Raw genomic sequence first — 24,667 nt, 5'->3', positions numbered from 1 at the left:
AAAGAGCGGTGCAACCGGAAGTCTGTTCCGGGTTGCGAGGCTGCGTATCTTACGCTTTTCGCCTCGAGAGTCAAGCGTTTATTTTCGCTTTTCTCCGACTTTCCTCAGCGGCGTGTCTCAGCTCAGCGTCGGTCAGTGGTGGCGCATTATAGGGAGTTTTCTGAGGCTGGCAATAGTTTTTTTGAATTTTATTTTCAAGCGAGCATTTTTCACCCAAATAAACATAAAAACCATCCAATGAGGCTAATATTAAAGCAAATCTTTTCATTGCATGGTGATATTTTCCTCAATAACATTCCTATTAATTATTATCTGTCCCTAAATATTGAGGTTTTTATGTCAGTTGTTTTACGCCAATACCTAAATTTTTATCCTCAAGTTGGTAAAAAGGTTTTTTTAGATCCCTCTTCTGTCGTGATCGGAGATGTCAGATTATCAGATAATGTAAGTATCTGGCCTCTTGTCGTAATTCGAGGTGATGTTAATTATGTTTCCATTGGCTCACGTACAAATATCCAAGATGGCTCTGTTTTGCACGTCACGCATAAATCACCTGATAATCCTGATGGTTATCCACTGATAATTGGGGAAGATGTCACCGTGGGCCATAAGGCTATGCTACATGGATGTAAAATTGGGAATCGTGTCTTAGTTGGGATGGGATCAATCTTACTTGATGGAGTAATTGTTGAGGACGATGTTGTTATTGGAGCCGGTAGTCTAATTCCCCCTGGAAAAAAACTAGAAAGCGGTTATTTATACGTAGGTAGCCCTGCCAAACAAGTAAGAAAACTTAAATCTGAAGAGTTGGAAAGGCTACTTTATTCCGCTAACAACTATGCTTGCTGGAAAGATAACTATTTATCTGCGTTATCCGAGCGATCTGAAAGCAAAGAATAACGACCAAATTGATCATCATCTCCACTCAAAATAATCGTTTCGAACTCTTCTTCCAAATCCCAGCGGTGTTGGCGAAATAGTTCGAGTGGATGATGATCTTTACCATAGCGCTCTGCTATCTCATCAGAGCTGATTATACATTCCACCAGCAAACCATTCACCATTGCTGGAAACACTACCTTACCTGCCACCTGATCCCATTCTTCACGGTCAGGAAATTGTATTGATTGGTTCATCCGCGTAATTCCCGCCTTAATGCATCTAAGACTGGCTCAACTTCAGGGAAGACACCATGCCATAACTCAAAGGAATATGCAGCTTGCCCAACCAGCATACCTAAGCCATCAGCCAAACGCGAAACGCCATTTTGATGGGCAAACTTCAAGAAAGGAGTTAAACCATGCTGATAATACATGTCGTAACACGCACTATTATTTAGGAAAATCGATGGCGATATATCTGGGATTTGCCCATCAAGGCCAGAAGCCGTTGCATTAATGATAATATCAAAATCTGGGGCAGTAAGGCCAAGGGTACTCATCTCAATGGCTTGTATGTCACCTAACAGAGAAAATGTATTTGCGACTATTTGGGCTCGTTCAAACGTACGATTAGTAATAGTTACAGAACACCCCATTGATAGCAGAGGAGATAAGACACCTTTCGCTGCTCCACCTGCACCTATGATTAGAATCTTCTGACCTTGGGAAATGAATTTGAGCCTCTGTAAATCCATCAATAGCCCCATACCATCTGTATTATCACCAAGCAGGCGATTTCCCTCTATCTGTTTTAATGTATTGACTGCTCCACAGATAGTTGCCCGCTCTGTCAATTCATCTGAGCATTTATAGGCTCTTTCTTTAAAAGGAACCGTTATATTTGCTCCTAAACCACCTTGCTCAAAAAAATGAGTTAAGGTTTGTTCAAATTGCTCTATCGGCGCAAGCACCCGTCCGTATTGATGAGTAATCTCCGTCTGCTGAGCAAACAATTGATGAATATAAGGGGATTTACTATGCGCGATTGGGTTACCAAAAACGGCAAATTTATCCATTATTTTCTATCCTTGCCTATACAGCTTACCTGTTAAAGCATCCCGTATTTCTGATGGATTCAGTCGTCCCCCAACTTCCCCCTCTAAAATAGGAATCCTAACGCCAAATTGCTTACGCACTTCTTCTATATTTCTGCATGGCTCTAAGCCACTTAGATTCGCACTCGTTGAAACAAGTGGTTTTCCATAAAGAGAGCACAGTTCCCTAACCAAAGGATGGTCAGTGACTCTCACTGCCAAAGTTGAAAATTTACCGGTCAACCATTTAGGTGTCGTTTTTTTCGCAGGTATCACCCAAGTGACAGGGCCTGGCCAAAATGAAAAGATAGTTTTTTTCTGTGTATCAGTTAACTGTGCGTCATCTATATAAGAGCATAGCCGCTCATAATTATCAGCAATGAGGATCAACCCTTTTTCCCAGGATCTATTTTTTAATGCCAATAATTCTTGCACTGCATTTTCGCTATCAGGATCGCATCCCAATCCAAAAACAGCTTCTGTCGGATAGGCAATAACTTTTTCTTCGGTTAAAGCAGTAAGAATTGCATCAAATGCAGGTGAGGCTTCGTTACTCATTTTTTTTCTCAATTTCATTGAATTGCAGCTTGCTACATAATTTACTGGCACAAAATAACTTTACGCCTTGGGAAGTACGTTTTTCAATTAACAACGGGTAATGACAAAACACACATTCTCCTGAGATCGGCTTATTATTGAGAGCAAACTGACATTCGGGATAACGGCTACAAGAATGAAATGTTTTACCAAACCGGGACTTACGCTGAAGCAGCTTACCTTGTTGGCATTGAGGGCATTTAATTGATGTATCACCGGGCTTATCAATCAGTTCCGTGTGTTCACATTCAGGATAATCGCTACAAGCAATGAACATACCATAACGTCCTTGCCGTAAGACCAGAATGGCCCCACATTTCGGACATAGCTGCCCATCTAATTCTTTAACTACATGCCCATCACCCTGTGTTTTTAAGGGGCGAAGATAGTGGCAAGTTGGATAACCGGAACATGCGTAAAATGGCCCATGGCTCCCATTGCGGATAACTAACTCAGAGCCACAATCCGGGCAATATTCTGTTTCTTTTATTGCAAAGGGAACTTTCTTAGACATATCTCACTCACGGAATACCAACCACCATAATATTGGACGAATAATAAATTGATCTATCAATCAATTAGAATATAACCACCAGCGACAACAGCTACTTTTCCCATAAGCTCCAATTCCAATAGTTTGGTCATGACTTCTGCCACGGGAAGGGAAGAACGTTGCGCGATTACATCAACAGGTGTAGCTTCATTGCTTACGTTAACCAGCACATCTGCAAATGGCAACTCTGTTTGTTCAAATTGTTTGTCTCTTTTTTCTTTGCTTTCGAGGTTAACCCACTGAAAAGATGAGTTAACATGTTCCATTATGTCCATCGCATTAGTCGCTAAGTAAGCCCCCTGTTTAATTAACCAATGATTACCTTCATTTGAAATACCCCCTAATGAGCCGGGCAGAGCAAAAATATCTCGCCCTTGCTCAAGAGCACAACGAGCTGTAATCAATGAACCACTGTTTTTATGAGCTTCCACGATTAGAACTGCTAGGCTCAGGCCGCTAATAATTCGGTTTCGTCTTGGGAAATTCTTAGCTTTAGGCGGTGTATCAGGGAAAAATTCAGAAACCAATGCACCATTTTCTTTAATACGCTGGGCCAAAAGTTGGTGCCGACTGGGGTAGATATTTTCAAGGCCACTACCCAATACAGCGATGGTTTTTCCGCCTGCATCCAATGCAGCCTGATGGCAAATGCCATCAATGCCCAGTGCCAATCCACTCGTTATTACCAGATTATTTTTAGCTAACTCTCCGGCAAATGTTTTTCCCCATTTTTCACCATAAAAAGTTGAAGCCCTGCTACCTACCATTGATATTTGCTTTTGAGACAACACTGAAACATCACCTGTAACAAAAAGCACAAGAGGTGGAGAATGTATCTGCTTTAATAAAGGTGGGTATGCATGGTGGGAAAATGTCAATACATGGTTATCCGGTTTTTCCAACCAATTAAGGCATGCTGCCAATGAGGAGGAATTGGCCTTGAAAAATTGCAAGCACTGTGTTGCCGATAAACCATATGATTTAAGAGTAGCTGTATTACAATTTTTCGATTGCAATAACCGTTCTATAATAGCCATCGCTTTTATGGCTGATAAATGAGAAACCATTTTCATTCGCAACCATATTTCCATCGCGTCCATATCGTCATCCTGACCTGATTGAGAGTGACACCTGCATGATTAATTTATGTTCAATACTGTCAATCTAAACGGGAAATGTCTAGAATAGGCACCAATTATCACTCACTTTTTGGATGCAGTTCTAAACATATATGTCAGTTTTACAAGTATTACATTATCCAGACGAGCGACTTCGCACAATCGCAAAGCCTGTAGAAAAAGTCGATGCAGAAATTCAGCGTATCATTGATGATATGTTTGAAACGATGTACGCAGAGGAAGGTATCGGTTTAGCGGCAACACAAGTCGATGTTCATCAACGTATTGTTGTGATTGATGTCTCTGAAGATCGTGAGCAACGCCTTGTGCTCATTAATCCTGAGTTAGTCAATGAAACTGGTGAAACAGGGATAGAAGAAGGCTGTTTATCTGTTCCTGAACAACGTGCCTTTGTGCCACGTTTTGAGCAAGTCAAAATTAAGGCTCTGGATTATCACGGTCAACCATTTGAATTAGAAGCGGATGGCTTGTTGGCAATCTGTATTCAACATGAAATGGATCATTTGGTCGGTAAGTTGTTTGTCGATTATTTGTCACCGTTGAAGCGCCAACGCATTCGCCAGAAAGTTGAAAAAATTGATCGGCTGAGAACCAAGAGCAAATAATTTTTATCATTGCAGGAAATAACAGTGTCTGATTCTTTACGTATTATTTTTGCCGGAACCCCTGATTTCGCGGCTAGCCATTTGGCTGCTTTATTAAACTCTCAACACCAAGTTGTCGGAGTCCTCACTCAACCAGACAAACCGGCAGGAAGAGGTAAAAAACTGACACCAAGCCCTGTGAAAGTATTGGCTGAAGAGCATGATATTCCTGTTTTTCAGCCAAGCACACTGCGTGTGGAAGAAAATCAGCAATGGCTCATAGAGCAACAGGCCGATATTATGATCGTTGTTGCATATGGGCTGATTCTTCCTCAAGCCGTATTAGATATACCACGCCTTGGGTGCCTGAATGTTCACGGTTCTTTGTTACCTCACTGGCGTGGAGCAGCACCTATTCAACGTTCAGTTTGGGCTGGGGATCAGGAAACAGGCGTAACAATTATGCAAATGGACGCAGGGCTTGATACCGGCAATATGCTACTGAAAGCAATTTGTCCAATCACAAAAGAAGACACTAGCGCCAGCTTATATGAGAAGTTGGCTGGCATTGGCTCGGAAGCATTACTCAATACATTAGAGTTAATCACTTCAGGCAGATGCCAACCTGAAGTTCAAGATAACTCTCAGGCAACCTATGCTAAAAAATTGAGTAAAGATGAAGCGAAACTAGATTGGAACTTATCAGCAATTCAACTTGAACGCTGTATTCGTGCTTTCAATCCGTGGCCTATCAGCTTTTTCTTGATTGATGAACATCCTGTTAAAGTTTGGCAAGCAGAAGTTATCGCTGAACAAACTACGTTAGCTCCAGGGACAATCATTCAGGCAGATAAAAAAGGGATTCAGGTTGCAACCTCGGATGGAATATTAAATATTCTTCAGTTACAGCCACCAGGCAAAAAAGCAATGGCTGCTGCCGATCTTTTAAATTCCAAACGTGAATGGTTCACACCAGGCAACAAAATCAATTGATATTAATTTTGCCTGTATGTCTTCCTCATACAGGCTTCTCCCATTTTATTTATGCTGATGATAGTCAGTTTTTGGCCATACCATGAAAAATACATATAACCTGCGAAGCATTGCTGCAAAAGCAATCAATCAAGTGCTAGAACAAGGGCAATCTCTCAGTACAGTTATTCCGGAACTCCAACAGAAAGTTTCCGACAAAGATAAGGCCTTGCTGCAAGAACTCTGTTTTGGTGTTATGAGGGTACTCCCTCAACTTGAATGGTTTATCAATGAATTAATGGAAAAGCCCTTGAAGGGAAAGCAGCGTATTTTCCACTATTTGATCATGGTTGGAATATATCAACTTATTTATACGCGTATACCTGCACATGCAGCACTTGCCGAAACCGTTAATGGTGCGATTAACTTAAAACGTCCACAATTAAAAGGCTTAATCAATGGAGTACTTCGCCAATTCCAGCGCCAACAACAAGCGCTTATCGAGCAGGCAAATAATCATGTCAGTCAGCATCTTCATCCCAAGTGGCTGCTAGAACGCATTCAAAAAGCTTATCCACAAAATTGGCAAAATATCATCAATGCCAATAATCAAAAGCCACCTATGTGGTTACGAGTAAATCAACAACATCATACAGCTAGCGAATATCTAGCCCTGTTAGAAAAAGCCAATATAGAAGCAGAATTGGATACTAACCATCCCAGTGCTATCCGTTTATTGAATCCTTGTCCCGTCAACTCCTTGCCCGGTTTTGATCAAGGATGGGTTACGATTCAAGATCGCTCTGCCCAAGGTTGTGCCGAATTATTAACCCCAAGCAACGGCGAATCTATACTGGATCTTTGTGCCGCACCTGGTGGAAAAACAACTCATATTCTGGAAATAGCGCCAAGATCTGAAGTGTTAGCCGTCGACATTGATGAGCAAAGAATTAAACGGGTAAGAGAAAATTTACAACGACTGAATTTACATGCTGCCGTCAAAGTCGGTGATGGGCGCCTTCCACATGAATGGGCTAATAATCAACAATTTGATCGTATCCTTTTGGATGCGCCGTGTTCTGCTACTGGAGTTATTCGCCGACACCCGGATATAAAATGGCTACGCAGAAATGAAGATATTGACCAATTAGTTATACTTCAAGCTGAAATTCTTGATGCTATATGGCCATATTTGAAAAAGAACGGCACTTTGGTTTACGCAACCTGTTCCATTTTGCCTCAAGAGAATAGTGAGCAAATTAAAGCGTTTCTGAAACGCCATACAGATGCTGCATTATCCGAAACAAACACACTGGAAAATCCAGGAACACAAATTGTTCCAGAAATTGCAGGTGGCGATGGTTTCTTTTATGCACGGTTGACTAAGCAATAACCCACTCTTTTCGCTCCAAATGAGCGAGAGAGTTTTACTGTTTTGCTAAAATGGCAAGAATAGAAAGACGGCTTCTAATCAAAAAGAGAATGCTATGAAGATAATTATTCTGGGTGCTGGGCAAGTTGGTGGAACATTGGCCGAGAATTTGGTCGATGAAAACAATGATATTACTGTCGTTGATACCGACACAGATCGTTTACGCCAATTGCAGGATAAGTTCGATCTCAGGGTTGTAAACGGCCATGGCTCCCATCCCAGAGTATTGAGGGAAGCAGGTGCTGAAGATGCAGATATGTTGGTCGCTGTAACAAACTCAGATGAGACCAATATGATTGCATGCCAAATTGCTTACTCTCTGTTTAATACACCAAATAAAGTCGCCAGAATTCGGTCATCTGAATATATTCGAGAATCAGAAAAACTATTTCAACCTGATGATATTCCTATCGATTATCTAATATCGCCTGAACAATTGGTCATTGATTACATCTACAAATTGATTCAGTACCCAGGTGCATTGCAAGTTGTTAATTTTGCAGAAAATCGCGTCAGTATCGTAGCCGTCAAAGCCTATTATGGCGGTTCGCTTGTAGGCAATGCTTTGTCGTCACTCCGAGAACATATGCCACATATTGACAGCAAAGTTGCGGCAATATTTCGCCAAGATCGTCCAATCAGGCCACAAGGTTCAACAATTATTGAAGCTGGAGATGAAGTGTTCTTTGTTGCTGCATCGCAGCATATTAGAGCTGTAATGAGTGAACTTCAGCGTCTCGAAAAACCGTATAAACGCATCATGATTGTCGGTGGAGGCAATGTTGGTGCTGGCTTGGCTCTACGGCTAGAGAAAGATTATAGTGTCAAATTGATTGAGCATAGCCAAGAAAGGGCAACGGAACTGGCAGAACTGTTGCACGATACTATCGTGTTCTATGGTGATGCCTCAGATCAAGAATTACTGGCTGAAGAACATATTGAACAAGTAGATGTTTTTATCGCTCTAACAAATGACGATGAAGCCAATATTATGTCTGCCATGCTTGCAAAACGGATGGGCGCCAAAAAAGCTATGGTTCTTATTCAGCGCAGTGCATATGTTGATTTAGTACAAGGAGGAGTTATTGATATTGCGATTTCTCCCCAACAAGCAACGGTATCTGCTTTACTTGGCCATGTACGTAAGGCAGATATTGTCAGTGTATTCTCATTAAGACGAGGTGTTGCGGAAGCAATCGAAGCCATAGCACATGGCGACGAGAATACGTCAAAAGTAGTTGGGCGCAAGATAAGTGATATTAAATTACCACCAGGAACGACAATCGGTGCTATTGTTCGTAGTGAAGAAGTGATTATTGCTAATGATTACAGCATCATTCAACAAGGTGATCATGTAATCATGTTTATTACTGATAAAAAATTCGTTCCTGAAGTAGAAAAACTTTTCCAACCTAGTCCTTTTTTCCTTTAACAGGATTTCACGACTGATATACGTTGCCTAATATGTTAGAAGGCCAATGATAGCAACTTGAAAAAATTATTATCATTGGCCTCCCAACCACTATTTTTGCCATGTTTTTCTTTACGATTATAACTTCCTTTGCCTTTTTTGTTTTTTTCCACTCTTTGCCTGAATAAAGGATCGTGTAATAGAGCTTCTATTGCATTATCTTTGATAATGCCTTTTTTATGGCGATATGTTGACATTATTAGCCTCACACAGTAATTAATTCAAATAGTACCTGATTAAAAATCAGCTCAATTGTACTCTTACCCTACAGAGTAATAAAGAAAAATTACTTATTCGTTGCTCCTTCTTCTAATATTTCCAAAATAGAGCAATATATGCTGGCATGGCTGCTACCACAGCAAGCATCACTAAGCATCTTTAAGGAATCACGCATCCTCTGCATTTCCAATAATTTTTCTTCAATTTCTCGCAATCTTGAATCAACGATTTGCTTAGATTCTTGACAAGTATGATGTTCAGGATCCACTCGGATTGATAGCAATTCCACAATTGCCTCTAATGTGAAGCCTAATTGTTTAGCATAACGAATAAACCGTAACCGCTGTAAATCTTGTTCAGTATAAAGCCGATAACCACCTTCTGTTCTTTCTCCATGAAGCATCAAGCCTTGCTTTTCATAAAAGCGAATAGTATCAGGGGTAACACTGGCTAATTTAGCCAACTGGCCAATACGATACATAGGAGTCACTCCTACCGAAGAGAAAATAAAAACAATACTATCAGAATAGATTAATAAATCATCTATCCAAGAGATATTCAGAGGCTATCTAATGAAATCACGAGATAATTATTTTAGGAGGGAAGTAAAGAGAGCAATAAAAAACCGGGATAATACCCGGTTTTTTACGCTTCTACAGATTACTCTGCAGATGCTGCTTCAGTCTGAGACTCAGCTGCGCGGTCAACAAGCTCGATGTATGCCATCGGTGCATTGTCACCTGCACGGAAGCCACACTTCAGAATACGAGTGTAACCACCTGCACGGCTCGCAAAACGCGGACCCAGTTCATTAAACAGTTTTGCCACGATCTCGTTATCACGAGTACGGGCGAATGCCAGACGACGATTAGCTACGCTGTCGGTCTTGGCAAGAGTAATCAGCGGCTCAACTACGCGACGCAGTTCTTTCGCTTTAGGCAGAGTCGTCTTGATGATTTCATGACGAACCAAAGAACCTGCCATGTTACGAAACATAGCTTGGCGATGGCTGCTGTTGCGGTTCAATTGACGACCACTCTTACGATGGCGCATGACCTTATCCTTCTCAGTAAAACCTTAACCTGTGATCTAGTTATTCATCAGCAATACTTGCTGGTGGCCAATTTTCCAGGCGCATGCCCAGAGAAAGTCCACGTGAAGCCAGTACGTCTTTAATCTCTGTAAGAGATTTTTTACCCAAGTTAGGTGTTTTAAGTAACTCAACCTCGGTACGCTGTACCAGATCACCGATGTAGTGGATAGCTTCTGCTTTAAGGCAGTTAGCAGAGCGGACAGTCAATTCCAGATCGTCAACAGGGCGCAGCAGGATCGGATCAAATTCTGGCTTCTCTTCTTTAACTTCTGGTTGACGTACATCACGTAAATCAACGAAAGCTTCCAGTTGTTCAGCCAAAATGGTAGCTGCACGGCGAATCGCTTCTTCAGGATCGATTGTACCGTTAGTTTCCATCTCGATAACCAGCTTATCCAGGTCAGTACGCTGTTCTACACGAGCTGCTTCAACATTGTAGGCAATACGCTCTACTGGGCTATAGCAAGCATCTACTAACAAACGACCGATAGGGCGCTCATCTTCTTCCGAATGAATTCGGGCAGAAGCCGGCACATAACCACGACCGCGCTGAACTTTAATACGCATGCTAATTGAAGCGCTTTCGTCAGTCAGATGGCAGATTACGTGCTGCGGCTTGACGATTTCGACATCACCATCATGGATGATGTCGGCTGCAGTCACAGGGCCAATGCCAGATTTATTCAAGGTAATGATAACTTCATCTTTACCCTGAACTTTCACCGCCAGCCCTTTCAGATTGAGGAGAATCTCCAGGATATCTTCCTGTACACCTTCTTTGGTGCTGTACTCATGCAGTACACCATCAATCTCAACCTCAGTCACCGCACAACCCGGCATAGACGAAAGCAGAATACGGCGCAGTGCGTTGCCAAGAGTATGGCCAAAGCCACGCTCTAATGGCTCAAGGGTCACCTTGGCGTGCGTCGAACTGACTTGCTCGATATCTACCAGGCGCGGTTTTAGAAACTCTGTCACAGAACCCTGCATTGTGTCCTCTCTTTGGTGCTAAGCTTTACTTAGAGTAAAGCTCGACGATCAGGTGTTCGTTAATGTCAGCGGATAGATCAGCACGCTCAGGAATACGCTTGAACATACCTTCCATCTTCGCAGCATCAACTTCCAACCAAGTTGGTTTCTCACGCTGCTCAGCCAGCTCTAAGGCTGCTTTAATGCGAGCCTGCTTCTTCGCTTTTTCACGAACGCTGACTACGTCATTCGGGGATACCTGATAAGAAGCGATGTTAACGACGCGACCATTTACCATGATAGCCTTGTGGCTTACCATCTGACGTGATTCAGCACGAGTCGCGCCAAAGCCCATACGATAAACGACGTTATCCAAACGACTTTCCAGCAAATTCAGCAGGTTTTCACCTGTGTTGCCTTTCAGACGAGTTGCTTCTTTGTAGTAGTTACGGAATTGACGCTCCAGAACACCGTAAATACGACGAACTTTTTGTTTTTCACGTAACTGTACACCATAGTCAGACAGACGCGGCTTACGTGCGCCGTGCTGGCCTGGTGCTTGTTCTAACTTACACTTGGTGTCAATCGCGCGAACGCCAGACTTCAGGAAAAGGTCTGTACCCTCGCGACGGCTCAGCTTGAGCTTAGGACCCAAATATCTTGCCATTTTCTTTCTCCAACAATCCTAAAAACGAAGACGTATTAAACGCGACGTTTTTTCGGTGGACGACAACCGTTATGAGGAATCGGAGTCACATCAGTAATATTAGTGATGCGGAAACCAGCCGCGTTTAACGCGCGGATAGTTGACTCACGGCCAGGACCAGGTCCTTTTACCATAACTTCCAGGTTCTTAATTCCGTATTCTTTTACTGCTTCAGCACAGCGTTCTGCTGCAACCTGAGCCGCAAACGGAGTAGATTTACGAGAACCACGGAAACCGGAACCACCGGCAGTTGCCCAACCCAGTGCGTTACCCTGACGATCAGTAATAGTAACGATTGTGTTGTTGAAAGAAGCATGGATATGAGCCACACCGTCAGAGACTTGTTTCCTTACACGCTTACGTGCACGAATAGGTGCTTTTGCCATTATTCAATCACCCCGATTATTTCTTGATCGGCTTACGCGGACCCTTACGGGTACGTGCATTGGTCTTGGTACGCTGACCGCGTACTGGCAGACCACGACGATGACGTAAACCACGATAGCAACCAAGGTCCATCAGACGTTTGATGCTCAGGGTCACTTCACGACGCAGGTCACCTTCTACAACGTATTTGGCAACTTCGTCACGCAGCTTGTCAATTTGCTCTTCAGACAGCTCACTGATCTTAACATTTTCCGCAATACCTGTTGCTGCACAGATAGCCTGTGAGCGGGTTTTGCCGATGCCGTAGATCGAGGTTAACGCGATCACGGTATGTTTCTGATCAGGAATGTTAATGCCTGCTATACGGGCCACTATGCACTCCTACAATATTTATTCACTGCAACATCATTCTGAAAAGCCCGTTTTCAGGATACTCAAACAATGTTGCTGTCAGATAAAAAAGATTGGCTGGCTAATTTAGCCAGCTCAACCCAACTTTGCAAGAAAAATATGCGATTAATTAGCCTTGGCGCTGTTTGTGCTTAGGCTCTGCACTGCAAATCACGCGAACGATACCGTTACGCTTAACGATCTTGCAGTTGCGGCATAATTTCTTGACGGAAGCACGAACTTTCATTTTTACTCTCCGTAACTTCTCAAGCAAACCAATTAGCGGTTATATCCTTTAAGGTTTGCCTTCTTCAATGCAGACTCATACTGACTCGACATCATCAGAGTTTGCACTTGAGCCATAAAGTCCATGATAACAACAACTACAATCAGTAGGGAAGTACCACCAAAATAGAATGGAACTTTCATTGCGTCACGCATGAACTCCGGGATTAAGCAGATAAAAGTAATATATAACGCACCAACTAAGGTTAGACGAGTCATTACTTTATCGATGTACTTAGCCGTTTGCTCTCCCGGACGAATTCCTGGTACAAATGCACCGGACTTCTTCAGGTTATCTGCTGTTTCTCTTGGATTGAATACCAAAGCCGTGTAAAAGAAACAGAAGAAGATGATTGCAGATGCGTATAATAACACATAAAGCGGTTGACCTGGCTGCAAATACATAGAAATAGTTGTTAGCCAGTTCCAGCCTGTTCCGCCACCAAACCAAGAGGCTATGGTACCAGGGAACAAAATAATACTGGAGGCAAAAATTGCAGGGATAACCCCAGCCATATTCACTTTCAACGGTAAATGTGTACTTTGTGCCGCGAAAACTTTACGACCTTGTTGACGCTTAGCATAGTTAACAACGATACGACGTTGACCACGCTCCATGAAAACAACGAAGAAAGTTACGGCAAATACTAACACTGCAACCAACAGCAACAGGAGGAAGTGCAGATCGCCTTGCCGAGCTTGCTCGATAGTGTGACCAATTGCAGGTGGTAATCCCGCAACGATACCAGCAAAGATTATGATTGAAATACCGTTACCGATACCTCGTTCAGTAATCTGCTCACCCAGCCACATCAAGAACATAGTTCCCGTGACCAGACTTACAACAGCCGTGAAGTAGAATGCAAAACCTGGATTAATAACCAACCCTTGCATTCCAGGCATATTCGGCAATCCAGTAGCAATACCGATTGACTGAAATATAGCCAGCACTAGTGTGCCATAACGGGTGTATTGACTGATCTTACGACGACCAGCTTCCCCTTCCTTCTTAATCTCTGCTAAACGGGGGTTAACCACAGTCAGCAACTGAATAATAATTGACGCAGAAATATACGGCATTATACCCAGTGCAAAGATGGAAGCACGGCTTAAAGCACCACCAGAGAACATATTAAACATTTCAATGATGGTGCCTCTTTGCTGCTCGAGCAATTTGGCAAGCACAGTGGCATCAATACCAGGGATTGGAATAAAAGAACCAATACGGAAAACAATTAGAGCTCCAATAACAAACAAAAGTCTGCGTTTTAACTCGCCTAGTCCACCTTTAGCACTTTGAAAATCTAATCCTGGTTGTTTAGCCATCTGTTACTTATTCCTCAATTTTACCGCCAGCAGCTTCAATTGCAGCGCGGGCGCCTTTAGTAACACGCAAGCCACGCACAGTTACTGCGCGATTGACTTCGCCAGAAAGCATTACTTTAGCGAATTCAATTTGAGGGCCAATAATGTTAGCAGCTTTCAGTGCATTCAGATCAATAACATCGCCTTCAACACGAGCAAAATCAGACAGACGAATTTCAGCTGTGATCATTGCCTTACGTGAAGTGAAGCCAAATTTTGGCAGACGACGATACAAAGGCATCTGGCCGCCTTCGAAACCGCGACGAACGCCACCGCCAGAACGAGACTTCTGACCTTTGTGACCACGACCGCCGGTTTTACCCAGGCCAGAACCGATACCACGACCTACACGTTTAGATGCGTGCTTGGCACCTTCAGCCGGAGACAGAGTATTTAAGCGCATCTGTTACTCCTCAACTTTAACCATATAGGAAACCAAGTTGACCATACCGCGGATTGCTGGTGTATCTTCGCGCTCAACAGTATGACCAATGCGACGCAGACCTAAACCAGTCAAGGTTGCCTTATGTTTAGGCAAACGACCAATTGAGCTGCGAACCTGCGTAATTTTAATAGTCTTAGCCATGGTCATTACCCCAGAATTTCTTCGACGGATTTGCCACGCTTAGCTGCGACCATTTCTGGAGACTTCATGCTGTCTAAAGCGTCCAGAGTTGCACGAACCACGTTGATCGGGTTAGTGGAACCATAGGTTTTAGCCAGTACGTTACGAACTCCAGATACTTCCAGAACAGCGCGCATTGCACCACCGGCAATGATACCTGTACCTTCATGTGCAGGCTGCATGAACACGCGAGAACCGGTGTGAGTGCCTTTCACTGGATGGTACAGAGTGCCGCTGTTAAGGGCGACGGTTTTCATGTTGCGACGGGCTTTTTCCATCGCTTTCTGGATCGCTGCCGGAACTTCGCGTGCTTTGCCGTAGCCAAAACCAACGCGACCGTTACCATCACCAACTACAGTCAGTGCTGTAAAGCTGAAAATGCGGCCACCTTTAACGGTTTTAGATACGCGATTTACCGCGATCAGCTTTTCCTGCAGTTCGCCAGCTTGTTTTTCGATGTGAGCCATCTTACACCTCTACCTTAGAACTGAAGGCCAGCTTCACGGGCAGCATCTGCCAGTGCCTGGACTCTACCATGATATTGGAAACCAGAACGGTCAAAGGATACATTTTTGATGCCTTTTTCCAGAGCACGTTCAGCAACAATTTTACCAACTACTGCTGCGGCGTCTTTGTTTCCAGTAAATTTCAGTTGTTCACTGATAGCTTTTTCTGTTGTAGAAGCGGCCACCAGAGTTTCAGAACCATTTGGTGCGATAACCTGCGCATAAATATGGCGAGGGGTACGGTGTACCACCAGGCGAGTTGCACCCAGTTCCTGGAGCTTGCGGCGTGCGCGGGTCGCACGACGGATACGAGCTGCTTTCTTATCCATAGTGTTACCTTACTTCTTCTTAGCCTCTTTGGTACGCACGACTTCATCGGCGTAACGAACACCCTTGCCTTTATACGGCTCAGGACGACGATAGGCACGCAAATCTGCCGCAACCTGACCAATCACCTGCTTATCAGCACCTTTCAGTACGATTTCAGTTTGTGATGGGCATTCCGCAGTGATGCCTGCTGGCAGCTGATGCTCAACCGGATGCGAGAAGCCTAAAGACAAGCTAACTGCATTGCCTTTAACCGCTGCACGGTAACCAACACCCACCAGTTGAAGCTTCTTAGTGAAGCCTTCGTTAACACCGATAACCATTGCATTCAGCAGAGAACGAGTTGTACCCGCCTGAGCCCAAGCATCTGCAAAACCTTCGCGTGGTGCGAAAGTCAGCTGGTTATCTGCATGTGTAACTTCAACTGCGTTGTGGATTTCACGACTTAACTCGCCGTTTTTACCCTTAATCGAAATAACCTGACCGTTGAGTTTAACCTCTACGCCGGCAGGAATGACGACGGGTGCTTTTGCAACACGAGACATTCTTTCCTCCCGAATTAAGCTACGTAGCAGAGAATCTCGCCACCAAGACCAGCTTGGCGAGCTGCACGATCAGTCATAACACCTTTAGAGGTAGAAACAACAGCGATACCCAAACCAGCCATAACTTGTGGCAGCTCATCTTTTTTCTTATAGATGCGCAGACTTGGGCGGCTTACACGCTGAATGCTTTCTACTACAGCCTTACCTTGGAAATATTTCAGTGTTACTTCCAGTTCTGGCTTAGTGTCGCCTTCGATTTTAAAATCTTCAATGTAACCTTCTTCCTTCAGCACTTTGGCAATTGCCACTTTCAGCTTGGAGGAAGGCATGGTAACCGCAACTTTATTCGCGGCTTGACCGTTACGGATACGGGTCAGCATATCCGCGATCGGATCTTGCATGCTCATCTGTCTTTACTCCCGTGATTCAATTGGTGACAATTACCAGCTAGCCTTTTTAAGGCCCGGGATTTCACCGCGCATAGCGGCTTCACGGACTTTAATACGGCTCAACCCAAACTTCCGCAAAAATGCATGCGGACGCCCAGTTTGACGGCAGCGGTTACGCTGACGGCAAGGGCTGGAATCACGTGGCAGTGTTTGCAGCTTGAGAACAGCATTCCAACGGTCTTCATCGGATGCGTTTACATCAGAGATGATCGCTTTCAGTTCAACGCGCTTTGCGAAGAATTTCTCAGCTAATTTCGCACGTTTTACATCACGCGCTTTCATTGATTGCTTAGCCATGAGTACCCTGCCTTACTTGCGGAACGGGAAGTTAAACGCAGCCAACAGTGCGCGGCCTTCATCATCAGATTTCGCAGTAGTGGTGATAGTAATATCTAAACCACGCACACGATCCACTTTATCGTAATCGATTTCAGGGAAGATGATTTGCTCACGAACACCCATGCTGTAGTTACCACGACCATCAAAAGATTTCGCGGACAAGCCACGGAAGTCACGGATACGTGGTACAGCAATAGAAATCAGGCGCTCAAAGAACTCCCACATGCGTTTTCCACGCAGGGTTACTTTACAGCCGATTGGATAGCCCTGACGGATTTTGAAGCCTGCAACTGATTTGCGAGCTTTGGTGATCAAAGGTTTTTGACCAGAGATTGCTGCCAAGTCAGCTGCTGCATTATCCAGCAGTTTTTTGTCAGCGATCGCTTCACCAACACCCATGTTCAGGGTGATCTTCTCGACCCGAGGGACTTGCATGACAGAATGGTAACCAAACTGAGTCATCAGTTTCTGGACTACCTCGTCTTTGTAGTAATCATGCAGTTTCGCCATCGTACACTCCAAATTACTTGATAGTTTCGTTGTTAGATTTGAAGAAACGAACTTTTTTGCCGTCTTCGAATCTAAAACCTACACGGTCAGCCTTGCTGGTTGCTGCATTGAAGATTGCAACGTTAGAAACATTAATAGCTGCTTCTTTTTCAACGATGCCACCTGGTTGATTCAGAGCCGGAACTGGCTTCTGATGTTTTTTAACCAGATTGATACCTTCAACAATGATCTTACCAGAAGAAAGAACCTGTTTTACTTTACCGCGCTTACCTTTGTCTTTACCAGTCAGCACGATAATTTCGTCATCACGACGGATTTTCGCTGCCATTGCCTGCTCCTTAGAGTACTTCAGGTGCCAGAGAGATAATTTTCATAAACTTCTCATTACGAAGTTCACGAGTTACCGGCCCAAAAATACGCGTACCGATAACTTGCTCACTATTGTTGTTTAACAATACACAAGCGTTGCTATCGAAGCGAATGACAGAACCGTCCGGGCGACGAACACCCTTCTTGGTGCGCACCACTACCGCTTTCAGGACATCACCTTTTTTCACTTTACCACGAGGAATTGCTTCCTTAATGGTGATTTTAATGATGTCACCGACATGTGCGTAGCGACGGTGCGAGCCACCTAGAACCTTGATACACATTACGCGACGTGCACCGGAGTTGTCGGCCACGTTCAGCATAGTCTGTTCTTGGATCATTTTAGTGCTCCGCTAAATGTCAACTACTACTGAGCCACTTTAATTTTTAAAGAGGCCGTTTCAATATCCCATACTACGAGGGCGCGGCATTATAACACCACATCTTCGCGATGGACAGAAAAATAAACGGCTCGTTATTTTTTGAGCCGTTTATTTCGTACGAGATAACGCCCTATTATAGAACCGCTTTCTCTACAACGCGAACTAAAGTCCAAGATTTAGTCTTAGACAGCGGACGGGTTTCGCGGATTTCCACTACGTCACCAATTCCACATTCATTGTTCTCGTCATGTACGTGCAGTTTGGTCGTACGTTTGATGAACTTACCATACAATGGGTGTTTCACCTTACGCTCAATAGCAACAACAATGGATTTTTCCATTTTGTCGCTAACAACACGACCTTGCAGAGTACGGATTTTATCGGTCATTACGCACCCGCCTTCTCAGTCAGTAAAGTCTTAACGCGTGCAATATTACGACGCACTTGTTTCAACAGATGAGACTGTTGCAGCTGGCCACTTGCCGCCTGCATACGTAAATTGAATTGTTCACGCAACAGGTTCAGCAGCTCAGTGTTCAGCTCTTCAACGCTTTTTTCGCGCAGCTCTTGTGCTTTCATTACATCACCGTCTTAGTTACAAAGGTGGTTTTGATAGGCAGTTTCGCTGCTGCCAGCTTGAATGCTTCACGAGCCAGCTCTTCAGGCACACCGTCCATTTCATACAGGACTTTACCGGGCTGGATCAAGGCAACCCAGTATTCTACGTTACCTTTACCTTTACCCATACGCACTTCGAGTGGCTTTTCGGTGATAGGTTTGTCTGGGAACACACGGATCCAGATTTTACCTTGACGCTTAATTGCACGGGTCATAGCACGACGTGCCGCTTCGATCTGACGAGCAGTCAGACGACCACGGCCCACAGCTTTCAGACCGAAAGTGCCGAAGCTAACATCCGCACCTGCAGCCAGACCACGGTTGCGGCCTTTGTGCACTTTGCGGAATTTCGTACGCTTTGGTTGTAACATCAGCGACTCTCCTTACTTGCGGCCTTTACGCTGCTGCTTTTTAGGTTGAGCAGCCGGTTTTTCCGCCTGTTCAACTGCAGCCATACCACCCAGGATCTCACCTTTGAAGATCCATACCTTAACGCCGATTACACCATAAGTGGTGTGCGCTTCAGAAGTGTTGTAGTCGATGTCTGCACGCAGAGTGTGCAGAGGTACACGACCTTCACGGTACCATTCAGTACGTGCGATTTCAGCACCGCCCAGACGGCCGCTAACTTCCACTTTGATACCTTTAGCGCCCAAACGCATTGCGTTTTGTACAGCACGTTTCATCGCACGGCGGAACATAACACGACGTTCCAGCTGTGAGCTGATGCTGTCTGCAACCAATTTTGCGTCCAGTTCAGGTTTACGCACTTCGGCAATATTAATCTGCGCAGGAACGCCAGCGATATCCGCTACAGCCTTACGCAGTTTTTCTACGTCTTCACCTTTTTTACCGATTACGATACCTGGGCGAGCAGTGTGAATGGTCACACGAATGCTTTTCGCAGGACGTTCGATAACGATACGTGAAATAGATGCTTTAACCAGTTCTTTATTCAAGTACTGGCGAACTTTAAAGTCACTGTCCAGGTTGTCAGCGAATTCTTTGGTATTCGCATACCAGGTAGAGTTCCAAGGTTTGACAATCCCCAGACGAATACCATTAGGATGTACTTTCTGACCCATTGCTAGTCTCCAGAGTCTCAGCGATCGGACACAACCACAGTAATGTGGCTGGTGCGCTTCAGGATACGATCTGCACGGCCTTTTGCACGAGGCATAATGCGCTTCATTGTTGGGCCTTCGTCTACGAAAATCTTCGTGACTTTCAGATCATCGATGTCAGCGCCATCGTTGTGTTCTGCGTTAGCAATAGCAGACTCAAGTACTTTCTTCACTAAACCAGCAGCTTTCTTGTTGGTATAGGTCAGAGTTTCCAGAGCTTGCGACACTTTCTTACCGCGGATCAGGTCAGCCACAAGGCGAACCTTCTGAGCAGAAGAACGAGCGTGGCGATGTTTAGCGATAGTTTCCATCTCTTCCTCCTACCTTAGCGCTTTTTAGCCTTTTTATCGGCCGCATGGCCGCGATAAGTACGGGTCGGCGCGAATTCACCCAGTTTGTGACCAACCATTTCGTCGGAAACAAAAACTGGAACATGCTGACGACCATTATGGACAGCGATGGTCAAACCGATCATGTTAGGAAAGATCGTTGAACGACGGGACCAAGTCTTAATAGGCTTTTTGTCTCCGCTTTCCACCGCTTTCTCTACCTTCTTCAGCAAGTGCAGGTCAATAAATGGACCTTTCTTGAGAGAACGTGGCATGGCTTATCCTCTAATTATTTTTTAGAACGGCGACGTACGATGTATTGATCAGTACGTTTGTTGCTACGGGTCTTCTTACCTTTGGTCTGGATGCCCCATGGTGTTACAGGGTGTTTACCAAAGTTACGACCTTCACCACCACCATGTGGATGGTCTACTGGGTTCATCGCCGTACCACGAACGGTAGGACGAACACCACGCCAGCGGCTTGCACCAGCTTTACCCAGAACGCGCAGCATGTGTTCCGCGTTACCAACTTCACCTAAAGTAGCACGGCAATCAGACAGTACTTTACGCATTTCACCAGAACGCAGACGCAGGGTTACATAAGAACCTTCACGTGCAACGATCTGAGCATAAGCACCTGCTGAACGAGCCAGCTGGCCACCTTTACCTGGTTTCATTTCTATGTTGTGAACAGTAGAACCAACCGGGATATTGCGCATTGGCAGAGCGTTACCAGCTTTGATTGCTGAATCAGCACCAGACTGGATTTGATCACCTGCTTTCAGGCCTTTAGGCGCAAGGATGTAACGGCGTTCACCGTCTTTATACAGAACCAGTGCGATGTTTGCTGAACGGTTTGGATCATATTCCAGACGTTCAACAACAGCAGGGATACCATCTTTATTGCGTTTGAAGTCAATCAGACGATAATGCTGTTTATGGCCACCACCAATGTGACGAGTGGTAATGCGACCATTGTTGTTACGACCACCAGTTTTGTTGTTTTTTTCTAACAACGGAGCATAAGGTTTACCCTTATGCAGCTCAGGGTTAACCACTTTAACAACGTGGCGGCGACCCGGAGACGTAGGTTTACATTTAACAACTGCCATTGTTCTTTACTCCTCCGACTTACTCAGCGCCGCCAACGAAGTCCAGGTTCTGGCCTTCTTTCAGGGTGACGTAAGCTTTTTTCCAGTCGCTACGACGACCAACACGCTGACCGTGGCGTTTAACTTTACCTTTAACCAGCAAAGTGTTTACACCTTCAACTTCAACTTCAAACAGTTTCTGTACGGCAGCTTTGATCTCTGCTTTAGTCGCGTCTTTCGCAACTTTGAGAACGATGGTATTGCTTTTTTCCATCGCTGTAGAAGCTTTTTCAGATACATGCGGCGCGCGCAGTACTTTCAGCAGACGTTCTTCACGGATCATGCCAGCATCTCCTCAACTTGCTTCACAGCTTCAGCAGTCATAACCACTTTGTCGAAGGCGATCAGGCTTACTGGATCGATACCTGCTGCATCACGAACGTCAACCTTATACAGGTTGCGAGCTGCTAAGAACAGGTTCTCATCAACTTCGCCAGTGACGATCAGCACGTCTTCCAATGCCATTTCTTTCAGTTTCTGTACCAGCAACTTAGTTTTAGGTGCTTCTACAGAGAACTTCTCGACAACGATCAGACGATCTTGACGTACCAGTTCAGACAGAATGCTTTTCAGGGCACCGCGGTACATCTTTTTATTAACTTTTTGACTGTGGTCCTGTGGCTTCGCTGCGAAAGTTACACCACCAGAGCGCCAAATTGGGCTCTTAATTGAACCAGAACGTGCGCGGCCAGTGCCTTTTTGACGCCATGGTTTTTTCCCTGAACCAGAAACTTCAGCACGAGTTTTCTGAGCACGAGTACCTTGACGAGCACCAGCTGCATACGCAACAACTACTTGATGCACAAGCGCTTCATTGAAATCACGCCCGAAGGTAGTTTCGGAAACAGTCAGCGCGCTTTGCGCGTCTTTCATTACCAATTCCATTCCTATCTCCTCGACGTTACGCCTTGACAGCCGGTTTTACGATCAGGTTACTGTTCGTTGCACCTGGAACAGCACCTTTGACCAGCAGCAGGTTACGCTCAGCGTCAACACGTACTACATCTAAGCTCTGAACGGTTACACGCTCATTACCCAGTTGGCCTGCCATTTTCTTGCCTTTAAATACCTTGCCCGGAGTCTGGTTCTGACCGATAGAACCCGGAACACGGTGAGACAAGGAGTTACCATGGGTAGCATCTTGAGTACGGAAGTTCCAGCGTTTAACAGTACCCGCGAAACCTTTACCTTTAGATGTACCAGTAACGTCGACTTTTTTAACGTCAGCGAAAATTTCAACGCTAATGCTTTGACCTACAGTGAACTCTGCATCGCCTTCTGACAGACGGAATTCACGCAGGATGCGGCCAGCTTCAACGCCAGCTTTAGCGAAATGACCTGCTTCAGATTTATTAACGCGGTTAGCTTTTTTGCTACCAGTCGTTACCTGAATTGCGCGATAACCATCTGTCTCATTGCTTTTAACTTGAGTCACACGGTTATCTTCGATTTCGATAACAGTTACAGGGATTGAAACGCCATCTTCAGTGAAGATACGAGTCATGCCCACTTTTTTACCGACTAAACCAATCATTGTTTCAACCTCTCAATCGTTCAATGACCTGATTAACCCAGGCTGATCTGCACGTCTACACCGGCAGCCAGATCCAGACGCATCAGAGCATCAACGGTTTTCTCGGTTGGCTCAACGATGTCAACCAGACGTTTGTGAGTGCGAATTTCGTACTGATCACGCGCGTCTTTGTTTACGTGCGGAGAGATCAGAACGGTAAAACGCTCTTTACGTGTCGGCAGCGGGATCGGACCACGAACCTGCGCACCAGTGCGCTTCGCAGTCTCAACGATTTCCGCAGTTGATTGATCGATCAAACGATGATCAAATGCTTTCAGGCGGATACGGATTCTTTGGTTCTGCATGAGACCAGAGCTCCAACTATTTTATAAACGTAAATAATTACTCCTCGCACCCATTTCGATTGATGGGGGAGTGTAATCGTTCAATGTATAACCCCCATATCGGGAGTATTTTAATGGCGGTAAATTCACCGCTCATCACTGATTAAATCAGTCCTACTGCGTAGGTAAGCTCGCGCATTATACGTGAATTTGCCCGCAAAGCAATATTAAGGGTGAAATCTATGCAAAAAAGTGCGAATTAAAAGGCAAGAAGGGGCTGGGGAGAGGTGAGCGCTCTATATATATCAAACTATAGAGCGCATAATTATAGCTATTCTTCTTCAGAGAGCTGGGATTGAATATAATTCTGTATACCAATTCGAGTAATAAGTTCAAGTTGAGTTTCCAACCAGTCTATGTGATTTTCTTCATCAGCAAGAACCTCTATCATTAAATCTCGGCTGACATAATCGTGGACTGAATCAGCATATGCGATTGCTTCCCTGAGATCTTTGACACCACGTAACTCCAATTCCAGATCAGATTGCAGCATTTCCTCTACATCTTCCCCAATATTAAGCTTACCTAAATCCTGTAGATTGGGTATGCCTTCCAGAAAGAGAATACGCTCAATAAACTTATCGGCATGCTTCATCTCATCAATGGATTCGTGATATTCAACTTCGTTCAAACGCATCAAGCCCCAATTTTTAAACATTCGGGCATGTAGAAAGTACTGATTAATAGCAACAAGCTCATTACCAAGAAGTTTGTTCAAATGTGCAATTATTTTTTTATCACCTTTCATAGCAAGTTCCTCCGCTTCCAGTTACTACAGTGTAGTACTAATTTGGCAGAGTAATTGCAAGAAAATTGTATTTATTTTATGCAACATTATTTATTGGCGGCAGTAGAGCTATTTCCTCATTCAATATTTCACGTGCTTGCCGTATACATTTTCCGCAATCATTTCCCACAGGAACAAAATTTCTTAATTCCCTGATGGAACGCACATGACGCTGATGAACAGCGTTACGTATTGTTTTATCACTTACTGCATTGCAGAGACATACATACATGGAAACACTCTTTTAACTATTTACATTCTTAATAACGGTTTAGGTTAGATAAAATATCCACACCTAAAGAAGGCTGTGTTTATAAAATAAACGCCGCTCAATTAAGTGTAAATAGAAATGAATCTCATTTCAATTACTGTTTTTATTTTGTTTAGAGATAAAAAAAGCTACCAATAGAGGTAGCTTTACATAAAAAAGAGGGGCTTACGCCCCTCTCTCTTCATAATCTTTTTATTATCAAAGATTAAGCAATAACTTTAGCAACAACACCAGCACCAACAGTACGGCCGCCTTCACGGATTGCGAAGCGCAGACCT

Annotated in this window: 43 protein-coding genes; 5 read left to right on the top strand and 38 right to left on the bottom strand. The window is 44.3% G+C overall.

The features are described 5' to 3' along the window. The first annotated feature begins 336 nt into the window (after window positions 1-336). On the top strand, window positions 337-900 hold the full coding sequence (locus FE392_RS17570) for a gamma carbonic anhydrase family protein (RefSeq protein ID WP_319931465.1): 564 nt from the start codon (window positions 337-339) through the stop codon (window positions 898-900). Here the strand turns inward: FE392_RS17570 and FE392_RS17565 are convergent. From FE392_RS17565 to dprA, 5 genes are read right to left on the bottom strand one after another with little or no spacing between them, the layout of a single operon-like run. Then, window positions 858-1,136 carry a DUF1488 family protein gene (locus FE392_RS17565; protein ID WP_319931464.1) on the bottom strand — a complete coding sequence of 93 codons (279 nt, stop codon included), beginning with the start codon at window positions 1,134-1,136 and terminating at the stop codon, window positions 858-860. The two genes, FE392_RS17570 and FE392_RS17565, sit on opposite strands and share 43 nt — an antisense overlap. Next, on the bottom strand, window positions 1,133-1,957 hold the full coding sequence (aroE, locus tag FE392_RS17560) for a shikimate dehydrogenase (RefSeq protein ID WP_319931463.1): 825 nt from the start codon (window positions 1,955-1,957) through the stop codon (window positions 1,133-1,135). The genes FE392_RS17565 and aroE overlap by 4 nt, the downstream gene beginning before the upstream one ends. 6 nt (window positions 1,958-1,963) lie before the next feature. After that, window positions 1,964-2,533 carry an L-threonylcarbamoyladenylate synthase type 1 TsaC gene (gene tsaC / locus FE392_RS17555; RefSeq protein WP_319931462.1) on the bottom strand — a complete coding sequence of 190 codons (570 nt, stop codon included), beginning with the start codon at window positions 2,531-2,533 and terminating at the stop codon, window positions 1,964-1,966. Then, complete coding sequence (locus tag FE392_RS17550) at window positions 2,526-3,086, bottom strand: DNA topoisomerase family protein (RefSeq protein WP_319931461.1); 561 nt, start codon at window positions 3,084-3,086, stop codon at window positions 2,526-2,528. The genes tsaC and FE392_RS17550 overlap by 8 nt, the downstream gene beginning before the upstream one ends. A 56-nt stretch (window positions 3,087-3,142) precedes the next feature. Beyond that, a complete protein-coding gene (dprA, locus tag FE392_RS17545; RefSeq protein WP_319931460.1) occupies window positions 3,143-4,225 on the bottom strand; it encodes a DNA-protecting protein DprA in 1,083 nt (360 codons plus the stop codon). Window positions 4,226-4,356: 131 nt separating this feature from the next. On the opposite strand from dprA, the gene def reads away from it, so the two are divergent. From def to trkA, 4 genes are all read left to right on the top strand, one after another. After that, entirely contained in the window at window positions 4,357-4,869 is a 513-nt protein-coding gene (gene def, locus FE392_RS17540; protein ID WP_319931459.1) for a peptide deformylase, read from the top strand. Between the two features lie 24 nt (window positions 4,870-4,893). Then, entirely contained in the window at window positions 4,894-5,841 is a 948-nt protein-coding gene (fmt, locus tag FE392_RS17535; RefSeq protein WP_319931458.1) for a methionyl-tRNA formyltransferase, read from the top strand. Between the two features lie 82 nt (window positions 5,842-5,923). After that, window positions 5,924-7,213 (top strand): 16S rRNA (cytosine(967)-C(5))-methyltransferase RsmB, encoded by a 1,290-nt coding sequence (gene rsmB / locus FE392_RS17530; RefSeq protein ID WP_319931457.1) that lies wholly within the window; start codon window positions 5,924-5,926, stop codon window positions 7,211-7,213. 94 nt (window positions 7,214-7,307) lie between these two features. After that, complete coding sequence (gene trkA / locus FE392_RS17525; RefSeq protein WP_319931456.1) at window positions 7,308-8,684, top strand: Trk system potassium transporter TrkA; 1,377 nt, start codon at window positions 7,308-7,310, stop codon at window positions 8,682-8,684. 35 nt (window positions 8,685-8,719) lie between these two features. Here trkA and FE392_RS17520 read toward each other — a convergent pair whose 3' ends face one another. From FE392_RS17520 to FE392_RS17360, 33 genes are all read right to left on the bottom strand, one after another. After that, window positions 8,720-8,920 (bottom strand): alternative ribosome-rescue factor A, encoded by a 201-nt coding sequence (locus FE392_RS17520; RefSeq protein ID WP_092514301.1) that lies wholly within the window; start codon window positions 8,918-8,920, stop codon window positions 8,720-8,722. 89 nt (window positions 8,921-9,009) lie between these two features. After that, entirely contained in the window at window positions 9,010-9,423 is a 414-nt protein-coding gene (gene zntR, locus FE392_RS17515; protein ID WP_319931455.1) for a Zn(2+)-responsive transcriptional regulator, read from the bottom strand. Between the two features lie 179 nt (window positions 9,424-9,602). After that, window positions 9,603-9,995: a 50S ribosomal protein L17 gene (gene rplQ, locus FE392_RS17510; RefSeq protein ID WP_010847501.1), complete on the bottom strand. Its 393-nt coding sequence runs from the start codon at window positions 9,993-9,995 to the stop codon at window positions 9,603-9,605. A gap of 40 nt (window positions 9,996-10,035) precedes the next feature. After that, on the bottom strand, window positions 10,036-11,025 hold the full coding sequence (locus FE392_RS17505; protein WP_038240465.1) for a DNA-directed RNA polymerase subunit alpha: 990 nt from the start codon (window positions 11,023-11,025) through the stop codon (window positions 10,036-10,038). A 25-nt stretch (window positions 11,026-11,050) separates the two neighbouring features. Beyond that, window positions 11,051-11,671 carry a 30S ribosomal protein S4 gene (rpsD, locus tag FE392_RS17500; protein ID WP_092514305.1) on the bottom strand — a complete coding sequence of 207 codons (621 nt, stop codon included), beginning with the start codon at window positions 11,669-11,671 and terminating at the stop codon, window positions 11,051-11,053. 35 nt (window positions 11,672-11,706) lie between these two features. After that, the gene (gene rpsK, locus FE392_RS17495) at window positions 11,707-12,096 is read right to left on the bottom strand and encodes a 30S ribosomal protein S11 (RefSeq protein ID WP_002919257.1); all 390 of its coding nucleotides are present in this window, start codon (window positions 12,094-12,096) and stop codon (window positions 11,707-11,709) included. A 16-nt stretch (window positions 12,097-12,112) separates the two neighbouring features. Beyond that, window positions 12,113-12,469, bottom strand: a complete 357-nt coding sequence (gene rpsM / locus FE392_RS17490) for a 30S ribosomal protein S13 (RefSeq protein WP_086955014.1) — start codon at window positions 12,467-12,469, stop codon at window positions 12,113-12,115. Window positions 12,470-12,617: 148 nt separating this feature from the next. After that, complete coding sequence (gene rpmJ, locus FE392_RS17485; RefSeq protein ID WP_012768118.1) at window positions 12,618-12,734, bottom strand: 50S ribosomal protein L36; 117 nt, start codon at window positions 12,732-12,734, stop codon at window positions 12,618-12,620. A 32-nt stretch (window positions 12,735-12,766) separates the two neighbouring features. Then, a complete protein-coding gene (gene secY / locus FE392_RS17480; protein ID WP_086113931.1) occupies window positions 12,767-14,098 on the bottom strand; it encodes a preprotein translocase subunit SecY in 1,332 nt (443 codons plus the stop codon). A 7-nt stretch (window positions 14,099-14,105) separates the two neighbouring features. Further along, on the bottom strand, window positions 14,106-14,540 hold the full coding sequence (gene rplO / locus FE392_RS17475; protein ID WP_092514307.1) for a 50S ribosomal protein L15: 435 nt from the start codon (window positions 14,538-14,540) through the stop codon (window positions 14,106-14,108). A gap of 3 nt (window positions 14,541-14,543) precedes the next feature. Continuing rightward, window positions 14,544-14,723 (bottom strand): 50S ribosomal protein L30, encoded by a 180-nt coding sequence (gene rpmD / locus FE392_RS17470; protein WP_045968059.1) that lies wholly within the window; start codon window positions 14,721-14,723, stop codon window positions 14,544-14,546. Window positions 14,724-14,728: 5 nt separating this feature from the next. After that, complete coding sequence (gene rpsE / locus FE392_RS17465; RefSeq protein ID WP_092514309.1) at window positions 14,729-15,229, bottom strand: 30S ribosomal protein S5; 501 nt, start codon at window positions 15,227-15,229, stop codon at window positions 14,729-14,731. 14 nt (window positions 15,230-15,243) lie between these two features. After that, window positions 15,244-15,597: a 50S ribosomal protein L18 gene (gene rplR, locus FE392_RS17460; RefSeq protein ID WP_319931454.1), complete on the bottom strand. Its 354-nt coding sequence runs from the start codon at window positions 15,595-15,597 to the stop codon at window positions 15,244-15,246. Window positions 15,598-15,606: 9 nt separating this feature from the next. Then, window positions 15,607-16,140: a 50S ribosomal protein L6 gene (rplF, locus tag FE392_RS17455; protein WP_010847491.1), complete on the bottom strand. Its 534-nt coding sequence runs from the start codon at window positions 16,138-16,140 to the stop codon at window positions 15,607-15,609. Window positions 16,141-16,154: 14 nt separating this feature from the next. After that, window positions 16,155-16,547: a 30S ribosomal protein S8 gene (gene rpsH / locus FE392_RS17450; protein WP_038269618.1), complete on the bottom strand. Its 393-nt coding sequence runs from the start codon at window positions 16,545-16,547 to the stop codon at window positions 16,155-16,157. A gap of 33 nt (window positions 16,548-16,580) precedes the next feature. Then, the gene (rpsN, locus tag FE392_RS17445; RefSeq protein WP_010847489.1) at window positions 16,581-16,886 is read right to left on the bottom strand and encodes a 30S ribosomal protein S14; all 306 of its coding nucleotides are present in this window, start codon (window positions 16,884-16,886) and stop codon (window positions 16,581-16,583) included. A gap of 12 nt (window positions 16,887-16,898) precedes the next feature. Next, window positions 16,899-17,438 carry a 50S ribosomal protein L5 gene (gene rplE / locus FE392_RS17440; protein WP_045968052.1) on the bottom strand — a complete coding sequence of 180 codons (540 nt, stop codon included), beginning with the start codon at window positions 17,436-17,438 and terminating at the stop codon, window positions 16,899-16,901. 13 nt (window positions 17,439-17,451) lie between these two features. After that, a complete protein-coding gene (gene rplX, locus FE392_RS17435; protein WP_012990487.1) occupies window positions 17,452-17,766 on the bottom strand; it encodes a 50S ribosomal protein L24 in 315 nt (104 codons plus the stop codon). A gap of 10 nt (window positions 17,767-17,776) precedes the next feature. Beyond that, complete coding sequence (gene rplN / locus FE392_RS17430; protein ID WP_010847486.1) at window positions 17,777-18,148, bottom strand: 50S ribosomal protein L14; 372 nt, start codon at window positions 18,146-18,148, stop codon at window positions 17,777-17,779. 175 nt (window positions 18,149-18,323) lie between these two features. After that, on the bottom strand, window positions 18,324-18,578 hold the full coding sequence (gene rpsQ, locus FE392_RS17425) for a 30S ribosomal protein S17 (protein WP_010847485.1): 255 nt from the start codon (window positions 18,576-18,578) through the stop codon (window positions 18,324-18,326). Beyond that, complete coding sequence (gene rpmC, locus FE392_RS17420; protein ID WP_010847484.1) at window positions 18,578-18,769, bottom strand: 50S ribosomal protein L29; 192 nt, start codon at window positions 18,767-18,769, stop codon at window positions 18,578-18,580. Before rpmC ends, rpsQ begins: the two co-directional genes overlap by 1 nt. Then, window positions 18,769-19,179 (bottom strand): 50S ribosomal protein L16, encoded by a 411-nt coding sequence (rplP, locus tag FE392_RS17415; RefSeq protein ID WP_012990491.1) that lies wholly within the window; start codon window positions 19,177-19,179, stop codon window positions 18,769-18,771. The genes rpmC and rplP overlap by 1 nt, the downstream gene beginning before the upstream one ends. 12 nt (window positions 19,180-19,191) lie before the next feature. Beyond that, entirely contained in the window at window positions 19,192-19,893 is a 702-nt protein-coding gene (gene rpsC / locus FE392_RS17410) for a 30S ribosomal protein S3 (protein WP_010847482.1), read from the bottom strand. Window positions 19,894-19,910: 17 nt separating this feature from the next. Beyond that, on the bottom strand, window positions 19,911-20,243 hold the full coding sequence (gene rplV / locus FE392_RS17405) for a 50S ribosomal protein L22 (protein WP_010847481.1): 333 nt from the start codon (window positions 20,241-20,243) through the stop codon (window positions 19,911-19,913). 14 nt (window positions 20,244-20,257) lie between these two features. Continuing rightward, window positions 20,258-20,536 carry a 30S ribosomal protein S19 gene (gene rpsS / locus FE392_RS17400; RefSeq protein ID WP_011148791.1) on the bottom strand — a complete coding sequence of 93 codons (279 nt, stop codon included), beginning with the start codon at window positions 20,534-20,536 and terminating at the stop codon, window positions 20,258-20,260. A gap of 14 nt (window positions 20,537-20,550) precedes the next feature. Beyond that, a complete protein-coding gene (rplB, locus tag FE392_RS17395; RefSeq protein WP_319931453.1) occupies window positions 20,551-21,375 on the bottom strand; it encodes a 50S ribosomal protein L2 in 825 nt (274 codons plus the stop codon). Between the two features lie 19 nt (window positions 21,376-21,394). Further along, window positions 21,395-21,697: a 50S ribosomal protein L23 gene (gene rplW / locus FE392_RS17390; protein WP_319931452.1), complete on the bottom strand. Its 303-nt coding sequence runs from the start codon at window positions 21,695-21,697 to the stop codon at window positions 21,395-21,397. Further along, window positions 21,694-22,299, bottom strand: a complete 606-nt coding sequence (gene rplD, locus FE392_RS17385; protein WP_045968043.1) for a 50S ribosomal protein L4 — start codon at window positions 22,297-22,299, stop codon at window positions 21,694-21,696. Before rplD ends, rplW begins: the two co-directional genes overlap by 4 nt. 16 nt (window positions 22,300-22,315) lie before the next feature. Continuing rightward, window positions 22,316-22,948: a 50S ribosomal protein L3 gene (gene rplC / locus FE392_RS17380; protein WP_092514317.1), complete on the bottom strand. Its 633-nt coding sequence runs from the start codon at window positions 22,946-22,948 to the stop codon at window positions 22,316-22,318. Between the two features lie 32 nt (window positions 22,949-22,980). Beyond that, window positions 22,981-23,292 (bottom strand): 30S ribosomal protein S10, encoded by a 312-nt coding sequence (rpsJ, locus tag FE392_RS17375; protein WP_001181005.1) that lies wholly within the window; start codon window positions 23,290-23,292, stop codon window positions 22,981-22,983. Between the two features lie 310 nt (window positions 23,293-23,602). After that, window positions 23,603-24,079, bottom strand: coding sequence for a bacterioferritin (gene bfr / locus FE392_RS17370; protein ID WP_319931451.1), 477 nt, complete (start codon window positions 24,077-24,079; stop codon window positions 23,603-23,605). A 76-nt stretch (window positions 24,080-24,155) separates the two neighbouring features. Then, entirely contained in the window at window positions 24,156-24,350 is a 195-nt protein-coding gene (bfd, locus tag FE392_RS17365; RefSeq protein ID WP_092514321.1) for a bacterioferritin-associated ferredoxin, read from the bottom strand. A 244-nt stretch (window positions 24,351-24,594) separates the two neighbouring features. After that, window positions 24,595-24,667: EF-Tu C-terminal domain-related protein (locus FE392_RS17360; RefSeq protein ID WP_131818057.1), on the bottom strand; the 73-nt coding region annotated here is incomplete at its 5' end.

The sequence above is a fragment of the Xenorhabdus santafensis genome (genome assembly GCF_033949405.1).
GTDB lineage: Bacteria > Pseudomonadota > Gammaproteobacteria > Enterobacterales > Enterobacteriaceae > Xenorhabdus > Xenorhabdus santafensis.
The sequence above is the reverse complement of the archived record's forward strand: the minus strand, read 5'-3'. Positions and strand labels throughout refer to the sequence as shown.

What these genes read in the sequence shown, in the direction of transcription:
- bfr (WP_319931451.1), bottom strand. Translation starts at nt 24,079, where the DNA reads ATGAAAGGTGATAAAAAAATAATTGCACATTTGAACAAACTTCTTGGT.
- rpsQ (WP_010847485.1), bottom strand. Translation starts at nt 18,578, where the DNA reads ATGACCGATAAAATCCGTACTCTGCAAGGTCGTGTTGTTAGCGACAAA.
- FE392_RS17570 (WP_319931465.1), top strand. Translation starts at nt 337, where the DNA reads ATGTCAGTTGTTTTACGCCAATACCTAAATTTTTATCCTCAAGTTGGT.
- rplW (WP_319931452.1), bottom strand. Translation starts at nt 21,697, where the DNA reads ATGATCCGTGAAGAACGTCTGCTGAAAGTACTGCGCGCGCCGCATGTA.
- rplN (WP_010847486.1), bottom strand. Translation starts at nt 18,148, where the DNA reads ATGATCCAAGAACAGACTATGCTGAACGTGGCCGACAACTCCGGTGCA.
- rpmD (WP_045968059.1), bottom strand. Translation starts at nt 14,723, where the DNA reads ATGGCTAAGACTATTAAAATTACGCAGGTTCGCAGCTCAATTGGTCGT.
- bfd (WP_092514321.1), bottom strand. Translation starts at nt 24,350, where the DNA reads ATGTATGTATGTCTCTGCAATGCAGTAAGTGATAAAACAATACGTAAC.
- dprA (WP_319931460.1), bottom strand. Translation starts at nt 4,225, where the DNA reads ATGGACGCGATGGAAATATGGTTGCGAATGAAAATGGTTTCTCATTTA.
- tsaC (WP_319931462.1), bottom strand. Translation starts at nt 2,533, where the DNA reads ATGAGTAACGAAGCCTCACCTGCATTTGATGCAATTCTTACTGCTTTA.
- rplO (WP_092514307.1), bottom strand. Translation starts at nt 14,540, where the DNA reads ATGCGCTTAAATACTCTGTCTCCGGCTGAAGGTGCCAAGCACGCATCT.
- rplB (WP_319931453.1), bottom strand. Translation starts at nt 21,375, where the DNA reads ATGGCAGTTGTTAAATGTAAACCTACGTCTCCGGGTCGCCGCCACGTT.
- rplF (WP_010847491.1), bottom strand. Translation starts at nt 16,140, where the DNA reads ATGTCTCGTGTTGCAAAAGCACCCGTCGTCATTCCTGCCGGCGTAGAG.
- rplX (WP_012990487.1), bottom strand. Translation starts at nt 17,766, where the DNA reads ATGGCAGCGAAAATCCGTCGTGATGACGAAATTATCGTGCTGACTGGT.
- rplC (WP_092514317.1), bottom strand. Translation starts at nt 22,948, where the DNA reads ATGATTGGTTTAGTCGGTAAAAAAGTGGGCATGACTCGTATCTTCACT.
- secY (WP_086113931.1), bottom strand. Translation starts at nt 14,098, where the DNA reads ATGGCTAAACAACCAGGATTAGATTTTCAAAGTGCTAAAGGTGGACTA.
- rplQ (WP_010847501.1), bottom strand. Translation starts at nt 9,995, where the DNA reads ATGCGCCATCGTAAGAGTGGTCGTCAATTGAACCGCAACAGCAGCCAT.
- rpmJ (WP_012768118.1), bottom strand. Translation starts at nt 12,734, where the DNA reads ATGAAAGTTCGTGCTTCCGTCAAGAAATTATGCCGCAACTGCAAGATC.
- rsmB (WP_319931457.1), top strand. Translation starts at nt 5,924, where the DNA reads ATGAAAAATACATATAACCTGCGAAGCATTGCTGCAAAAGCAATCAAT.
- FE392_RS17505 (WP_038240465.1), bottom strand. Translation starts at nt 11,025, where the DNA reads ATGCAGGGTTCTGTGACAGAGTTTCTAAAACCGCGCCTGGTAGATATC.
- rpsN (WP_010847489.1), bottom strand. Translation starts at nt 16,886, where the DNA reads ATGGCTAAGCAATCAATGAAAGCGCGTGATGTAAAACGTGCGAAATTA.
- rpsJ (WP_001181005.1), bottom strand. Translation starts at nt 23,292, where the DNA reads ATGCAGAACCAAAGAATCCGTATCCGCCTGAAAGCATTTGATCATCGT.
- FE392_RS17550 (WP_319931461.1), bottom strand. Translation starts at nt 3,086, where the DNA reads ATGTCTAAGAAAGTTCCCTTTGCAATAAAAGAAACAGAATATTGCCCG.
- rpmC (WP_010847484.1), bottom strand. Translation starts at nt 18,769, where the DNA reads ATGAAAGCACAAGAGCTGCGCGAAAAAAGCGTTGAAGAGCTGAACACT.
- rplD (WP_045968043.1), bottom strand. Translation starts at nt 22,299, where the DNA reads ATGGAATTGGTAATGAAAGACGCGCAAAGCGCGCTGACTGTTTCCGAA.
- rplV (WP_010847481.1), bottom strand. Translation starts at nt 20,243, where the DNA reads ATGGAAACTATCGCTAAACATCGCCACGCTCGTTCTTCTGCTCAGAAG.
- FE392_RS17565 (WP_319931464.1), bottom strand. Translation starts at nt 1,136, where the DNA reads ATGAACCAATCAATACAATTTCCTGACCGTGAAGAATGGGATCAGGTG.
- rpsC (WP_010847482.1), bottom strand. Translation starts at nt 19,893, where the DNA reads ATGGGTCAGAAAGTACATCCTAATGGTATTCGTCTGGGGATTGTCAAA.
- rpsK (WP_002919257.1), bottom strand. Translation starts at nt 12,096, where the DNA reads ATGGCAAAAGCACCTATTCGTGCACGTAAGCGTGTAAGGAAACAAGTC.
- def (WP_319931459.1), top strand. Translation starts at nt 4,357, where the DNA reads ATGTCAGTTTTACAAGTATTACATTATCCAGACGAGCGACTTCGCACA.
- rplR (WP_319931454.1), bottom strand. Translation starts at nt 15,597, where the DNA reads ATGGATAAGAAAGCAGCTCGTATCCGTCGTGCGACCCGCGCACGCCGC.
- rplP (WP_012990491.1), bottom strand. Translation starts at nt 19,179, where the DNA reads ATGTTACAACCAAAGCGTACGAAATTCCGCAAAGTGCACAAAGGCCGC.
- rpsE (WP_092514309.1), bottom strand. Translation starts at nt 15,229, where the DNA reads ATGGCTCACATCGAAAAACAAGCTGGCGAACTGCAGGAAAAGCTGATC.
- rpsD (WP_092514305.1), bottom strand. Translation starts at nt 11,671, where the DNA reads ATGGCAAGATATTTGGGTCCTAAGCTCAAGCTGAGCCGTCGCGAGGGT.
- rplE (WP_045968052.1), bottom strand. Translation starts at nt 17,438, where the DNA reads ATGGCGAAACTGCATGATTACTACAAAGACGAGGTAGTCCAGAAACTG.
- trkA (WP_319931456.1), top strand. Translation starts at nt 7,308, where the DNA reads ATGAAGATAATTATTCTGGGTGCTGGGCAAGTTGGTGGAACATTGGCC.
- zntR (WP_319931455.1), bottom strand. Translation starts at nt 9,423, where the DNA reads ATGTATCGTATTGGCCAGTTGGCTAAATTAGCCAGTGTTACCCCTGAT.
- FE392_RS17520 (WP_092514301.1), bottom strand. Translation starts at nt 8,920, where the DNA reads ATGTCAACATATCGCCATAAAAAAGGCATTATCAAAGATAATGCAATA.
- rpsH (WP_038269618.1), bottom strand. Translation starts at nt 16,547, where the DNA reads ATGAGCATGCAAGATCCGATCGCGGATATGCTGACCCGTATCCGTAAC.
- rpsS (WP_011148791.1), bottom strand. Translation starts at nt 20,536, where the DNA reads ATGCCACGTTCTCTCAAGAAAGGTCCATTTATTGACCTGCACTTGCTG.
- aroE (WP_319931463.1), bottom strand. Translation starts at nt 1,957, where the DNA reads ATGGATAAATTTGCCGTTTTTGGTAACCCAATCGCGCATAGTAAATCC.